The organism is Streptomyces sp. NPDC033174 (assembly GCF_055577795.1).
Genome location: NZ_JBVIPQ010000002.1, coordinates 679968 through 692969, shown reverse-complemented (window position 1 = coordinate 692969; position 13002 = coordinate 679968). Strand labels below are relative to the sequence as shown.

Sequence of the window (13002 nt, the reverse complement as noted above, 5' to 3'; positions counted from 1 at the left end):
CGACGGTAACCGCGACGGGGGCGAGGCAGGCGGCGGGGGCGAAAAGAAAGAAGGGACGCCTAAGCGTCCCTTGCATATCTCTTATCTCATTGAGCGAGAGTGTTTCTCACCTGTCCCCTGCCGGGGCTGACATCAGGTGAGCGCAGGCTCTGCATGCGGTACGTCGAGGTCGATGCCTTCGAGCAGCGAGTCTGCCGGGTGCTGAGCGGCGGCGTTGAGCGCGTCGTTCTCGGACTGGATCCGTACCAGCTCGGACTCGAGGTCCTGGACGCGCTGCTGAAGCCGTCGCATCTCGGCGAGGAGTCGCGGGTCGGAACCGCCGACGTAACCGAGAAGCGCCTTTGCCATGATGGATGGTCCTCCACACTGAGTGACCGACCGAAGCGGTGTGGGTCGTGAGGGATTCGCACCCGCGGTGCTCGGCAGTTGCTTGGTGCCACTGCGTTCCTACTGCCAAACAGCTAGGGTGCGCGGGGCTTCCAGAGTCTCACCAAAAAGTTTGACGGTCAACACGATCACACCCCGTATCGACGGGCAGCCATGGGGGTCCGCGGCCGTAGGTGCGTACGGCCGCGCCTCGCGCAGGGTGCCACGGGGGCGTCTGGATCATCCTTACTCGCGCAGCCTGGCACGGCAAGACCTTCTTGGCAACCATGCGGTCACTCAGCGCTAACCCACAGGTCACTCCGGTCATACGTACATCCCGGCGGCTGTCCGACAGGTCCCCTGCGAGCACTCCGGAAGGCCTTCGGACGGGGTGGGGACAGAGCATTGCTGACAAGATCGTCAGCGGATCGCGAAGGTCTCGTAACCGCCGCGGGGCGTATCCCAGATTTCGGTGACTCCATCGACCCGGCCGGGAGTGTCGTCGGAGCGGAGCCAGTCCAGCAGACGGTGGCAATTCTCACTCGGCCCTTCGGCGACGACCTGCACCCTGCCGTCGTCGAGATTGAGGGCGAATCCGGTGAGGCCCCCGATCTCCAAAGCGTTTGCCCTGGTGAACCAGCGGAAGCCCACTCCCTGTACTCGACCGCGTACCCATGCGGTGAGCCGTGCATCGTCATTCATGCGTGAACGCTAACTGGCCAATTGCTCACACGACACTTCACCCCCTCGCGCCATGGCGTACAGTCCCGACGCAAACCAACCTCACCCTTTCGGGCGTGTCAGGTTGACAGCCGCAGAATGCCGAAAGATCAGGAAGGCAGAGCAGATGGGACGCCATCGACGCTCCGGCGCCGTTCCCGCCGCTGACGCACACGCGGCCGGAACGGAAGCGCGCCGGCACCGGGGGGCGCGCCGGAAGAAGCGGGGCGTCGTGCCCCTGCGCACCGGGCTGCTCGGCGCCTCCGCGGCCATGGCGGTGGGCGCCGTAGCGGTCGCCTCCGGCTGGCTGCCGGGCGGGGACACCTACAACACGGTGAGCGGGAGCCGCACCGAGGCCGGCGAGCAGATCCGCACCGAGGGCGCGCCCCAGCTGCGGACGCAGGGCGGCGCCTCCAGCACGCCCTCGCAGCAGCCGTCGGGCTCCGCGAGCGCCGCCGGCCGGACGCCGACCGCTTCGAAATCGCCCTCGGCGACGCCCACCAAGCCCTCTTCTACCCCGTCGAAGAGGACCGAGGCTCCGCAGGCTCCCAAGAAGACCAAGTCCGCGACGCCGACGGCCAAGCCGACGCCCACGGCGGAGAAGCCGTCCGAGCGGGTCTCCCGTTCGGTGAGGTCGGCGGGCGACAAGGCGAGCGCGGCCGAGGCCGCGGTGCTGAGTCTGGTGAACGCCGAGCGGGCGAAGGTGGGCTGCAGCCCGGTGAGCGCGAGCGCGCCGCTGGGCGCACTGGCCACCGACTTCAGCCGGGACATGGCCCAGCGCGACTTCTTCGACCACACGGACCCGGACGGGGACACCCCGTGGGACCGCGCGGACCAGGCCGGCGTACAGGGTCTGGGCGGCGAGAACATAGCCCGGGGCCAGGCGGACGCCGCCGCGGTGATGAGCGCGTGGATGAACAGCGACGGCCACCGCGCGAACATCCTCAACTGCGACTACAAGACGCTCGGCGTCGGCGTGCACTTCGCCGACGGCGGCCCGTGGTGGACGCAGGACTTCGGCTTCTGAGATTTCCGCAGGTCAGCGAGCTATGAGCTTTCGTGGGGCGCCTCGGGGCCGTCATCGGCGACCGAGGCGGCCCACACTGCGCCTCCAGCGGGTCCAAAACGCGTCTGGGTCAGAAGATCGGCGTTTGCGCTTCGATCTCGGCGAGACCTTCTTCCATCGTGAGCGACGGCAGCACGCGCACGCGGTTCCACTGGGGAAGACGAGCCTCCATCAGGAAGCGGTCGACATTCTCGACCTTGTCGGACCGTACGACCGCGACGATCGTGTGCTCACGGTTGACGAAGGGACCAGCCACGATGTCGACGCCTGCCTTCTGGGCGAGGTTCGCCATGTCAGGAGCGGTCTTCAGCATCAGGTCACGCGTCGTCGCGTTGGCGGTCGGACAGACTTCAGGACCATGGGTCGCGAGCAGGACGAAATGCATCTCCAGGCTCCCTTCCGCGCAGTACCCCTGATTTCAGGCTAAGCCGCACGGAGGTGCTCCGCGACAGTGATTCCGGTCCCGGCCGTCGGAGTCAGCACGAAGGCCCCCGTCACGGAAGTGACGGGGGCCTTCCTCGGTCACGCGTCCTTACGCGGCCGACGCGGCACGGCCGGCGGCGAAGGTGCGGGCGGTTTCGGCGACCCGGCGGCCGAGGTGCTCGGCGGTGGCCATGTCGGCCTTGTGCACGCCCTCGGGGCCCTGGTCGTTGTGGGTCTGGGCGCCTGCGCCGGAGAAGAAGCCGAGGCGGTTGAGGTCGTTCTCGGAGGCCTCGGTGGTGTTCCAGCCGGGCTTGAGGCCGAGGTTGACCCAGTGCATGCCGTGCTGGCCGGCCAGCGTCTGGAAGAACTGCAGGGTGTGCAGCTTGTCGCCGCTCTTGGACCCGGAATTGGTGAATCCGGCGGCCAGCTTGTTCAGCCACGCGTCGCCGAACCAGCGCTTGGAGGTGTCCTGGGCGAACTGGTGGAAGGCGCCGGACGCGGTGCCCATGTAGGTCGGCGAGCCGAACACGATCGCGTCGGAGGCGTCGAGCAGCTCCCACTCCGCCTCGGTGATCGTGTCCACCTTGATCAGGTGGACGGTGGCGCCGGCGTCCGCGGCGCCGTTGCGGACGGCCTCGGCGAGTACGGCGGTGTGCCCGTAGCCGGAGTGGTAGGCGATGGAGACGACGGGGGTGGTCACGGCGCGGGGCTCCTCTTGATGCGGCCGGAGCGGGTGGTCCGCTCCCTGGCGATGCCCCGAGTGAAGCACTAACTTTTAGAAAGCGCAACCCGAAGTGCAGCGCTGCGCAGGAGTATGGTGAAGAGATGACTCAGGACATCGGGAACGACCAAGACCTGGCGTTCAACGTGTTCGCCCGGACCTGCCCCTCCCGCGCGACGCTGGAGCATGTCACCGGCCGCTGGGGCAGCCTGACGCTGGGTGCTCTCCACGAGGAGACCCTGCGCTTCAACGAACTCCGGCGGCGCGTGGACGGCGTGAGCGAGAAAATGCTGTCGCAGACCCTGCACGCGCTGGAGCGGGACGGCCTGGTGCACCGCGAGGCCCAGCCGACGAACCCACCGCGCGTCGACTACCGGCTGACGCCGCTGGGCGAGGACGTCGCGGAGCGACTGCTCGGGCTCATCCAGCTGGTCGAAGGGCGGATGCCGGACGTGCTCTCGGCACGCGCGAGCTACGACGAGGCGCGCGGCGGCCTCTGACAGCGGGGGCAGAAGTAGCTGGACCGGTTCATCCAGGGCCTGCGGCGCATCGGGGTGCCGCAGCGCCGGCACGGCTCGCCCTCGCGCCCGTACGCGTCCAGCGACCGGTCGAAGTAGCCGGACTCGCCGTTCACATTGACGTAGAGGCTGTCGAAGCTGGTGCCGCCGGCTGCGAGGGCCGCGTTCATCACGTCCCGTACGTGGTCGAGGAGCTCGGCCGAGCGCGGACGGGTCATCGTGCCGGTGGGGCGCTCGTAGTGCAGCCTCGCGCGCCACAGCGCCTCGTCGGCGTAGATGTTGCCGACCCCGCTGATGAGGGACTGGTCGAGCAGCGCCCGCTTGACCGTCGTACGGCGCAGGCGCAGCGCGCGGTGGAAGGCGTCGTCGTCGAAGACCGGGTCGAGCGGGTCGCGGGCGATGTGCGCGATCACATCGGGCAGCCCGTCGGGGGAGTTGTCGTGCAGCGAGAGCCCACCGAAGGTCCGCTGGTCGACGAAGCGCAGCTCGGTGCCCAGGTCGTCCTGGAAGCGCACGCGGATCCGCAGGTGCTTCTCGTCGGGGGCGCCCTCGGGCTGGACGAGCAGCTGACCGCTCATCCCCAGATGCCCGAGCACCGAGGCGTCGGTGTCGGCCAGCGGGATCCAGAGGTACTTGCCGCGCCGCTGGGCCGCCCCGAACCGGTGCCCCTTGAGCCGCGCCCCGAAGTCCTCCCCGCCCGCGAGGTGACGGCGTACCGCTCGCGGGTGCCGCACCTCGACGTCGGCCACGGTCCGCCCCGCCACCCAGCGCTCGAGTCCACGCCGGACGACTTCGACCTCGGGCAGCTCGGGCACGGACTCCTCCGGAGAACAGGGGCGGACAGCGGGTGCTGTGAGCCTACCGGGGACCGCCGCGCCCCGGAGCGGGAGCCGGCAGCCCCCGGAAAACAGGGACCGCCCGCCTCCTGCCGGGGCAGGAGACGGGCGGGTGAGCCCGAAGGAAGGGTCGGTCAGACGCCGGGGGCGGCGTCGGCGGGGGTCGGCGTCCCGCCGTCCGGGGCGTCGGCCGCGGCCTCGGCGCCGGCCTTGGCCTCAGCCGTGGCCTTGACCGCGGCATCGGCCTCGGCGTCAGCCGTCGCCTTGGCCTCCGCCGCCAGGCGCTCGTCCGCCGCCGCGCGGATGGCCCGCCAGGCGGACTCCGCGGCCTGCTGTTCCGCTTCCTTCTTGCTGCGGCCGGTGCCGGTGCCGTACGAGACACCACCGACGCGGGCGGCAGCAGTGAAGGTCTTCTCGTGATCCGGACCGGTCTCGCTGACGAGGTATTCCGGAACGCCGAGACCCTCGGCCGCGGTGAGCTCCTGGAGGCTGGTCTTCCAGTCCAGTCCGGCACCGAGGTTCGAGGACTTCTCGATGAGCGGGTCGAAGAGCCGGTGCACCAGCTCGGACGCCACGTCGAGGCCCTGATCGAGGTAGACCGCGCCGATCACCGCTTCGAGGGTGTCGGCGAGGATGGACGCCTTGTCCCGGCCGCCCGTGCCCTCTTCACCCCGGCCGAGCCGGATGAAGGAGCCGAGGTCGAGCCCGCGGCCCACCTCCGCAAGCGCACGCGAATTGACCACCGCGGCCCGCAGCTTGGCCAGTTGGCCTTCGGGCAGGTCGGGGTGGGTGCGGTACAGCGTGTCCGTGACCACCAGGCCGAGCACGGAGTCCCCGAGGAACTCCAGTCGCTCATTGGTGGGCAGACCGCCGTTCTCGTACGCGTACGAACGGTGGGTCAGCGCACGCACCAGAAGGGCGGACTCGAGCTGATACCCGAGCCGCCCTTCCAGAAGCGTGTGGGACGAGGCTGTGCTGAGGGTGTCTGCCTGCTTCTTGGCAGGGGACGGTTCAGACATCGTGCCTCTCACCGGCCGCTCAGACCTCGAGGACCTGGCGCTTGTTGTAGGTGCCGCAGCTCGGGCACGCGATGTGCTGCAGCTTCGGCTCCTGGCAACGCTCACACGAAACCAGGGTGGGGACCGCAGCCTTCCACTGCGACCGGCGGTGGCGCGTGTTGCTGCGCGACATCTTCCGCTTCGGAACAGCCACGGCTACTTCTCCTGCTTCTCGTCGACGCCAGCTTCGGCGCCGCTCATGTTGTCCTTCTCGTCGGTCCCGAGTGAACCGGCGAGTCCCTGCAGTGCCGCCCAACGCATGTCGACGGCGTCATGGTGGTGGTCCGGGTTGTCGTTCAGACTGGTCCCACACTGGGGACACAGGCCGGCGCAGTCCTCCCGGCACACCGGCTGCATCGGCAGTGCGAGCACCACCGCATCACGCAGCACGGGTTCGAGGTCGAACATGCCGTCCTCGAGGGGGATGACGTCCTCGTCTTCCTCGACTTCATCGGTCGAGGCCGCTTTGCCGCGGCCCCGGTCGTCGGAGTCGGGGTACGAGAACATCTCCTGGAAGTCCGCCACAACGTCTTGGTGCAGCGGCTCCAGACACCTTACGCACTCCCCCTCGGCCGACGCACGGGCGGTGCCTGTGACAAGCACCCCTTCCATGACCGACTCAAGACGGAGATCGAGCTCCACGGGAGCGCCTTCCGGCACTCCGATGACCCCGTCGATGCCCAGGCTGGCCGGGGCGTCGACCGAGCGGGCCAGCCGCTGGAGGGCACCAGGACGCCGACCCAGCTCGTGCGTGTCGAACACGAGGGGGTTGCGGTGGTCGAGGCGCGTACTCAGGGCTTTTCCTGCTTTCGAATCGTGTGTGGGGGCGGCCCGGCATCAGAACGAAGGCCGATGCGGGCACGCTGGATCGCGGACGTACTCGCGACCGAAGAGCCAGGATACTGGACGCTTCGCTCACAGCCCAATCCGGACCGGTCAGTGCCCCTGCCCGTGACCCTGCTCGTACCGGCGCAGCTGCTCCAGGTCGATCATGCTCGTGTCGAAGAAGCTGGTCTCGTCGAGCGCCTGGGCCTGCTGGTGCTGGTACTGCTGCTGTTCCTGGGGCTGCTGATAGGCGTACGGGTCGGGCTGCTGCTGATGGCCGTAGCCCTGGTCGTAGCCCTGCTGCTGATAGGCGTACGGGTCCTGCTGGTAGGCGTACGCCTCCTGGGGCTGTGCCTGAGGCTGGTAGGCGTACGGGTCCGGCTGCTGGGCCGGGATCTGCGGCTGCTGGGCCACGGCGGGCGCGGGGTCGGCCAGCTCGGCGAGGCCGGCGAGATAGTCCGCGTCGCTGGTGTGCCCCTGCGCTCCGGCGGCGTCCTGGGCGGCCATGTGCTCGCCGAGGGCGTCACTGGTGGTGCGGCCGTGGAGCTTCTGCCGGCCGCGGCCGACCGCCTCGAGGGTCTTGGACAGGACGTTCTCGAAGGCGCCCAGCTTGGCGTCGACGTACTCGTCGGCGCGCTGGATGAGGGTCTGGGGGTCCGCGCTGTACTCGGGGGCGTCGTCGTCGGCGGGGTCCATGTACCCCTGGTCGCCGAGGCCGGGGCTGCGGCCGAGCAGCTTCTCGCGGCCGCGGTCCACGGAGCCGATGGTCTTGTTGAGGACGACCTCGAAGTTGGCGAGCTTGGAGTCGACGTAGTCGTCGGCCTCGGCGCGGATCTCCTCGGCCTCCCGGCGGGCCTCGGCGAGGATCCGGTCCGCCTCCTCCTGGGACTGGCGGGCGACCTGGGTGTCGGAGATCAGCGAGCCGCGTTCGGCGTGGGCGGCCTCGATGATCCGCTCGGCCTCCTGGCGGGCCTGCTCGACCATCTGGGCCCGGCCGCCGATCAGCTCCTGGGCCTGGGCGAGCGATCCCGGCAGCGCCTGGCGCACTTCCTCCAGCATGGCGAGCAGCTCGGCGCGGTTGACCACGCAGGAGGCCGACATGGGCATGGAGCGGGCGTTCCCGACCGCTTCGACGATCTCGTCGAGCTTCTTCTGCACGTCCACCGTGTGCTCGCCACTCTCTACAGCTGGATGGAGACGGACGGGACGACTGTAAGGGCAGTCGGCGCCCGTCCGACACCGGGTGACGGGCTGTCAGCCCGTCACTGCCCGGCGAGACGGCGGGTCAGCTTCTCCAGGACCTGCGCGGGCACCAGGTGCGAGACGTCCCCGCCCCAGGCGGCGACCTCCTTGACCAGGGAGGACGACAGGAAGCTGTAGGTGGGGTTGGTCGGGACGAACAGCGTCTCGACGCCCGACAGCCCGATGTTCATCTGGGCCATCTGGAGTTCGTAGTCGAAGTCGCTGACCGCCCGCAGGCCCTTCACGATGGCGGGGATGTCGCGCTGCTTGCAGAAGTCGACCAGGAGGCCGTGGAAGGACTCCACCTCGACGTTGCCGAAGTCGGAGGTGACTTCGCGGATCAGCTCGATCCGCTCGTCGACGCTGAACAGTCCCTTCTTCGACTGATTGATCATCACCGCGACGTGCACGACGTCGTACAGCTTGGAGGCGCGGGCAATGATGTCGAGGTGTCCATTGGTGATGGGGTCGAATGACCCCGGACAGACGGCGCGGCGCAACTGAAGTCCCTCGCTCTCCGGTCCGGTCATCGTGCGTCTTCGCACGTAGAGGCGGCGCGACCGTACCAAAACGTTCCCTCGCCGTAGCGACGGGCCCGCAGTGGTTCGAATCCCTCCGGCCAGCCGAATTCGCCGCCTCTGGTGCTGCGCTCCACGGTGACGAGCGCATCGTCCGTGAGCCAGCCCTGAGAGCGGAGTGTGAGGAGGATCTCGCGAAGATCGTCGTCGGACACGGCGTAGGGCGGATCGAGAAAGACGAGGTCGTACGGGGTGGTGGGGGGCGGGCCCGTGACGATCTGTTCCGCTTTGCCCGCACGCACCTCGGCGCCGGGCAGGGCCAGGATCCGGACGTTCTCACGGACCGTACGGGCGGCCCGGGCGTCGGCCTCGACCAGCAGGGCGTGCGCGGCGCCGCGCGAGAGTGCTTCCAGGCCGACGGCTCCCGAGCCCGCGTAGAGGTCGGCGATCCGTATGCCGTCCAGGGTGCCGAGGAGCGACTCCCAGGTGGAGAACAGCCCCTCGCGCGCCCGGTCGGACGTGGGGCGGGTGCCGTTGCCCGGCGGCACGGCCAGGCGGCGTCCGCCGGCCACGCCGGCGATCACGCGGGTCATTCGTGCGTCCTTGTCCTCAGGGGGAGACCTGTCGTCACTCCCACGATATGGGCTTGTGGGCGGGGGGCGCGTCAGCCCTTCTCCAGGTACTCCTCGCGGTCCTTGTCGAGCAGCGCGTCGAGGGCGGTGCGCAGCTCCGGGAGGCGCTCCAGGTCCGGGTCGGCCCTGACGACGGCGGCCGCCTCCTCCCGGGCGGCGGCGATGACCTCCTCGTCCTCGATGACGGAGAGGACGCGCAGCGAGGAGCGGACGCCCGACTGGGCGTGGCCGAGGACGTCGCCCTCGCGGCGCTGTTCGAGGTCGATACGGGAGAGTTCGAAGCCGTCGAGGGTGGAGGCGACCGCGGCGAGCCGCTGCCGGGCCGGGGCGGCCTCGGGCATCTCGGTGACGAGCAGGCACAGCCCGGGGGCGGAGCCGCGGCCGACGCGGCCGCGCAGCTGGTGGAGCTGCGAGACGCCGAAGCGGTCCGCGTCCATGATCACCATCGCGGTGGCGTTGGGGACGTTCACGCCGACCTCGATGACGGTGGTGGCGACGAGCACGTCGACGTCGCCCGCGGCGAACCGGCGCATGACGTCGTCCTTGTCGTCCGGCTGCATCCTGCCGTGCAGGACTTCGACCCGGAGCCCCGCGAGGGGGCCCTTGGAGAGCCCCTCGGCGATCTCCAGCACGGCGAGCGGCGGGCGCTTCTCCGCCAGGTCCTCGGCGGTGGGCGCCTTGTCGGCCGGCTTCGTCTTGCCGCTCCTGGGCTCCTCGTCGCCGTCGCCGATGCGCGGGCACACCACGTACGCCTGGTGTCCCTTCTCCACTTCCTCGCGCACGCGCTCCCAGGCGCGCGTGAGGAAGTGCGGCTTGTCGGCCGCCGGGACGACATGGCTGGCGATGGGTGAGCGGCCGGCCGGCAGCTGGTCCAGGACGGAGGTCTCCAGGTCGCCGAAGACCGTCATGGCGACGGTGCGCGGGATGGGGGTGGCGGTCATGACCAGCAGGTGCGGCGGCTGTTTCCCCTTGCCGCGCAGGGCGTCCCGCTGCTCCACGCCGAAGCGGTGCTGCTCGTCCACGACGACCAGCCCGAGGTCGTGGAACTGCACCTTGTCCTCGATCAGCGCGTGGGTGCCGATGACGAGTCCGGCCTCGCCGGTGACGAGGTCGAGCAGTGCCTGCCGGCGGGCGGCCGTGCCCATGGAGCCGGTGAGCAGGACGACCTTGGTGGCGTTCTCGGCGCCGCCGAGCATTCCGCCCTCGGCGAGTTCGCCCATCATCTCGGTGATCGAGCGGTGGTGCTGCTGGGCGAGGACCTCGGTGGGCGCGAGCATCGCGGCCTGTCCGCCGGCGTCGACGACGGCGAGCATCGCGCGGAGCGCGACCATGGTCTTTCCGGAGCCGACCTCGCCCTGGAGCAGCCGGTGCATCGGGTGTTCGGTCGCCAGGTCGTCGAAGATCTCCTTCGTGACCGTCCGCTGGCCTTCGGTGAGGGTGAAGGGCAGCTTGGCGTCGAAGGCGTCGAGGAGTCCGCCGGGTACGGGTTTCCTTGCCACGGCGGGCAGTTGGGTGTCCGCGTACCGCCGACGGGCGAGGGCGACCTGGAGGACGAACGCCTCGTCCCACTTCAACCGGTCCCTGGCGTCGGCGATGTCCGACTTGGTGCCCGGGCGGTGGATCCTGAGCAGCGCGTCGGGCAGGTCCGTGAGCCCCCGGCCCTCCCGCAGTGAGGGCGGCAGCGGGTCGACTGCCTCCTTGGCGGCGGGCAGTACGGCGTCGACCGCCTTGGCGATCTTCCAGGACTCCAGGCCCTTGCAGGCCGGGTAGATGGGGATCAGCGCGCCGGCCCAGGAGTCGACCTCGGTCTCCCCACTGTCGGTGCCCAGCTTGGCGTACGTGGGGTGGGCGAGCTGGAGCTGCCGGTTGAACACCGACACCTTGCCGGCGAACATCGCGCGGCTGCCCGGCAGGAGTTCCTTGTGCGGCTTGTGGATGCCCCGGCCGAAGAAGACCAGTCTCAGCCGGCCGCTGCCGTCGGTGACGGTGATCTCCAGCCGCTGGCCGCGGCCGCCGTTGAAGGTGTGCACCCGGGCGTCGGCGACCTGGGCGACGACGGTGACGTCCTCGTCCAGCGGCAGCTCGGACAGCTTGGTGAGCTGCCCGCGCTCCTCGTAGCGCCGTGGGTAGTGGTGCAGAAGGTCACCGACGGTCTGCAGGTCGAGGTGCTCGGCCATCACCTTCGCGGTGGCGGCTCCGAGCAGCTTCTTCAGGGGTTCGTCGAGCGCTGACACACGACCCATTGCACACCACGCCACCGACAGCCGTCGCGCACCCGCGCGTCGGGGGCCCGTCGTCGAGCGTCCCGGCCCGGTGTCACTCCACGCCGATCAGCAGGGTCGGCGCCCCCCTTCCCGCCCGGTAGGTCATGGTGTCGACCGCGAGGTGGCCCTCGCGCACATGCGCCTCAAGGGCGTCCGACAGCTCCTGCGGCACCTCGTCCGCCAGGATCAGCGTGACGAGTTCACCGCCCGCCGCCAGCATGCGGTCCAGGACGGTCGTCGCCGTCAGGGCCAGGTCGTGGCCGATGACCGCGACGTCGCCGTCGATCAGGCCCAGGACGTCGCCGGCCTGGCACACGCCGGCCGAGGTGAAGGACTGCCGTTCGGCCACGGCGAGTTCGCCGTAGCGGGTGGCGCCCGCCGCCGCGGTCATGGCGACGACGTCCTCGTCGAAGCGGCGGTCCGGTTCGTGGACGGCGAGGGCGGCGATGCCCTGGACGGCGGCCCGGGTCGGGACGAGGGCCACGCGGATGCCCTCCGCCCTGGCCTGTTCGGCCGCCGCGGCGGCGGTGTGCCGCAGTTCGGGGTCGTTGGGCAGCAGCACGACCTCGCGGGCGCGTGCCCGCCGGATCGCGTCGAGGAGTGCGGAGCTCTCCGGAGTCTCTCCCGGCCTCGCGAGCACGGTCGTGGCGCCCGCGTCCTCGCACAGGCCCGCCAGGCCCTCCCCGGGGAGCACGGCGACGACGGCGCGCCGGCCCCGCTCCCCCGCCTCCCCCGCGTCCGCTTCGTCGGCTTCGTCCGTGGCAGAGGGTGTGGCCGCGGCCCCCGGGGCGCTCCCGGGGTCCTGGGCGCCGGTGCCGAAGTGGGTGATCCGGACGCGGTACGGCCGTCCGGCCTCGATGCCCGCCTCCACCGCCGCCCCCGCGTCGTCGACATGGACGTGGACGTTCCACAGGCCGTCGCCGCCCACGACGACGAGCGAGTCCCCGAGACCGTCGAGCCGCCTCTTCAGCCCCTCGACGGCCTCGTCGTCCGCCTCCAGCAGGTAGATGACCTCGAAGGCCGGTCCGCCTTCCCCGCACGACGGGGGTGCCGAAGGGAGAGGGACGCTCCTGGTGGCCAGTACGGAACGGGCCGGCGCCTCCCCCGAGAGCGCCTCGACCAGCGCGCCGAGCACGGTCACCAGCCCCCGTCCGCCCGCGTCCACCACACCCGCCCGCTCCAGGACGGCGAGCTGCCCGGGGGTGGCGTCGAGGGCGGCGCGGGCGCCTTCGTAGGCGCTGCGGGCCACGGCCGCGAGATCGTCCCCGGCCGCCTCGGCCGCCGCAGCCGTGGCCACGCTGAGGATGGTCCCCTCGACGGGGTGGGCGACCGCGTTGCGCGCCGAGTGCGCTGCCGTGGACAGGGCACGTACGAGGTGATGTGCGTCACGGCCGGTCGCCAGGACCTCCGCCATGCCGCGCAGCAGCTGCGAGAGGATCGTCCCGGAGTTGCCGCGGGCTCCGATCAGGGCGCCGTGGGCCATGGCCCGCACGGCGTCGGCGGCGTCGGGCTGCGCGGGGCCCGTACCGGAGGCGGCGAAGAGCGCCTCGACGGCCTGGGCGGCCGATTCCACGGTCAGGTAGAGATTGGTCCCGGTGTCCCCGTCCGCGACCGGATAGACGTTGATCGCGTCGATCTCCTCGCGCTCCCGGCCGAGCGCCTCCACCGCCAGTGAGCTCCAGGTACGGACCGCTGCGGCGTCGAGGGCCCGCCCGTCTCCCGCCACCACCCTCGGCCGAGACCCTGCGGGCCGCCCCTCCTCGTCTGTCACCTGGCGGGCCTCCTTGATCGGCTTTCGGGGGCGGGCTGCACC

15 protein-coding genes are annotated in these 13002 nt (G+C 70.6%); 2 read left to right on the top strand and 13 right to left on the bottom strand.

What is annotated here, in order from left to right; translation table 11 throughout:
* Nucleotides 1–132: 132 nt before the first annotated feature.
* Both ACZ5VC_RS09445 and ACZ5VC_RS09440 read right to left on the bottom strand, forming a co-directional pair.
* Complete coding sequence (locus ACZ5VC_RS09445) at nt 133–348, bottom strand: hypothetical protein (RefSeq protein ID WP_468706580.1); 216 nt, start codon at nt 346–348, stop codon at nt 133–135.
* 438 nt (nt 349–786) lie between these two features.
* The gene (locus ACZ5VC_RS09440; protein ID WP_469119468.1) at nt 787–1068 is read right to left on the bottom strand and encodes an acylphosphatase; all 282 of its coding nucleotides are present in this window, start codon (nt 1066–1068) and stop codon (nt 787–789) included.
* Between the two features lie 145 nt (nt 1069–1213).
* On the opposite strand from ACZ5VC_RS09440, the gene ACZ5VC_RS09435 reads away from it, so the two are divergent.
* Nucleotides 1214–2113 (top strand): CAP domain-containing protein, encoded by a 900-nt coding sequence (locus tag ACZ5VC_RS09435; protein WP_469119467.1) that lies wholly within the window; start codon nt 1214–1216, stop codon nt 2111–2113.
* Between the two features lie 109 nt (nt 2114–2222).
* Here the strand turns inward: ACZ5VC_RS09435 and ACZ5VC_RS09430 are convergent, their stop codons facing one another.
* The gene (locus ACZ5VC_RS09430) at nt 2223–2537 is read right to left on the bottom strand and encodes a hypothetical protein (protein ID WP_469119466.1); all 315 of its coding nucleotides are present in this window, start codon (nt 2535–2537) and stop codon (nt 2223–2225) included.
* Nucleotides 2538–2684: 147 nt separating this feature from the next.
* On the bottom strand, nt 2685–3275 hold the full coding sequence (locus tag ACZ5VC_RS09425; RefSeq protein ID WP_469119465.1) for a flavodoxin family protein: 591 nt from the start codon (nt 3273–3275) through the stop codon (nt 2685–2687).
* A gap of 125 nt (nt 3276–3400) precedes the next feature.
* On the opposite strand from ACZ5VC_RS09425, the gene ACZ5VC_RS09420 reads away from it, so the two are divergent.
* Nucleotides 3401–3796 carry a winged helix-turn-helix transcriptional regulator gene (locus ACZ5VC_RS09420; RefSeq protein ID WP_468706591.1) on the top strand — a complete coding sequence of 132 codons (396 nt, stop codon included), beginning with the start codon at nt 3401–3403 and terminating at the stop codon, nt 3794–3796.
* Here ACZ5VC_RS09420 and mutM read toward each other — a convergent pair.
* The 9 genes from mutM to ACZ5VC_RS09375 form a co-directional block, all read right to left on the bottom strand.
* Nucleotides 3769–4629 (bottom strand): bifunctional DNA-formamidopyrimidine glycosylase/DNA-(apurinic or apyrimidinic site) lyase, encoded by an 861-nt coding sequence (mutM, locus tag ACZ5VC_RS09415; protein ID WP_469119464.1) that lies wholly within the window; start codon nt 4627–4629, stop codon nt 3769–3771. The genes ACZ5VC_RS09420 and mutM overlap by 28 nt on opposite strands.
* Nucleotides 4630–4784: 155 nt before the next feature.
* The gene (rnc, locus tag ACZ5VC_RS09410; RefSeq protein ID WP_469119463.1) at nt 4785–5681 is read right to left on the bottom strand and encodes a ribonuclease III; all 897 of its coding nucleotides are present in this window, start codon (nt 5679–5681) and stop codon (nt 4785–4787) included.
* A 7-nt stretch (nt 5682–5688) separates the two neighbouring features.
* Complete coding sequence (rpmF, locus tag ACZ5VC_RS09405) at nt 5689–5862, bottom strand: 50S ribosomal protein L32 (protein ID WP_003965982.1); 174 nt, start codon at nt 5860–5862, stop codon at nt 5689–5691.
* A gap of 2 nt (nt 5863–5864) precedes the next feature.
* Nucleotides 5865–6503, bottom strand: a complete 639-nt coding sequence (locus tag ACZ5VC_RS09400; protein ID WP_469119597.1) for a YceD family protein — start codon at nt 6501–6503, stop codon at nt 5865–5867.
* 141 nt (nt 6504–6644) lie between these two features.
* The gene (locus ACZ5VC_RS09395; RefSeq protein ID WP_469119462.1) at nt 6645–7697 is read right to left on the bottom strand and encodes an ATP synthase F0 subunit B; all 1053 of its coding nucleotides are present in this window, start codon (nt 7695–7697) and stop codon (nt 6645–6647) included.
* 98 nt (nt 7698–7795) lie between these two features.
* The gene (gene coaD / locus ACZ5VC_RS09390; protein ID WP_468707377.1) at nt 7796–8275 is read right to left on the bottom strand and encodes a pantetheine-phosphate adenylyltransferase; all 480 of its coding nucleotides are present in this window, start codon (nt 8273–8275) and stop codon (nt 7796–7798) included.
* A 26-nt stretch (nt 8276–8301) separates the two neighbouring features.
* Complete coding sequence (gene rsmD / locus ACZ5VC_RS09385; protein WP_469119461.1) at nt 8302–8886, bottom strand: 16S rRNA (guanine(966)-N(2))-methyltransferase RsmD; 585 nt, start codon at nt 8884–8886, stop codon at nt 8302–8304.
* 71 nt (nt 8887–8957) lie between these two features.
* Entirely contained in the window at nt 8958–11168 is a 2211-nt protein-coding gene (gene recG, locus ACZ5VC_RS09380; protein WP_469119460.1) for an ATP-dependent DNA helicase RecG, read from the bottom strand.
* A gap of 73 nt (nt 11169–11241) precedes the next feature.
* The gene (locus ACZ5VC_RS09375; protein ID WP_469119459.1) at nt 11242–12960 is read right to left on the bottom strand and encodes a DAK2 domain-containing protein; all 1719 of its coding nucleotides are present in this window, start codon (nt 12958–12960) and stop codon (nt 11242–11244) included.
* Nucleotides 12961–13002: the final 42 nt, after the last annotated feature.

What these genes read in the sequence shown, in the direction of transcription:
- rsmD (WP_469119461.1), bottom strand. Translation starts at nt 8,886, where the DNA reads ATGACCCGCGTGATCGCCGGCGTGGCCGGCGGACGCCGCCTGGCCGTG.
- ACZ5VC_RS09445 (WP_468706580.1), bottom strand. Translation starts at nt 348, where the DNA reads ATGGCAAAGGCGCTTCTCGGTTACGTCGGCGGTTCCGACCCGCGACTC.
- ACZ5VC_RS09440 (WP_469119468.1), bottom strand. Translation starts at nt 1,068, where the DNA reads ATGAATGACGATGCACGGCTCACCGCATGGGTACGCGGTCGAGTACAG.
- ACZ5VC_RS09435 (WP_469119467.1), top strand. Translation starts at nt 1,214, where the DNA reads ATGGGACGCCATCGACGCTCCGGCGCCGTTCCCGCCGCTGACGCACAC.
- recG (WP_469119460.1), bottom strand. Translation starts at nt 11,168, where the DNA reads ATGGGTCGTGTGTCAGCGCTCGACGAACCCCTGAAGAAGCTGCTCGGA.
- ACZ5VC_RS09430 (WP_469119466.1), bottom strand. Translation starts at nt 2,537, where the DNA reads ATGCATTTCGTCCTGCTCGCGACCCATGGTCCTGAAGTCTGTCCGACC.
- ACZ5VC_RS09420 (WP_468706591.1), top strand. Translation starts at nt 3,401, where the DNA reads ATGACTCAGGACATCGGGAACGACCAAGACCTGGCGTTCAACGTGTTC.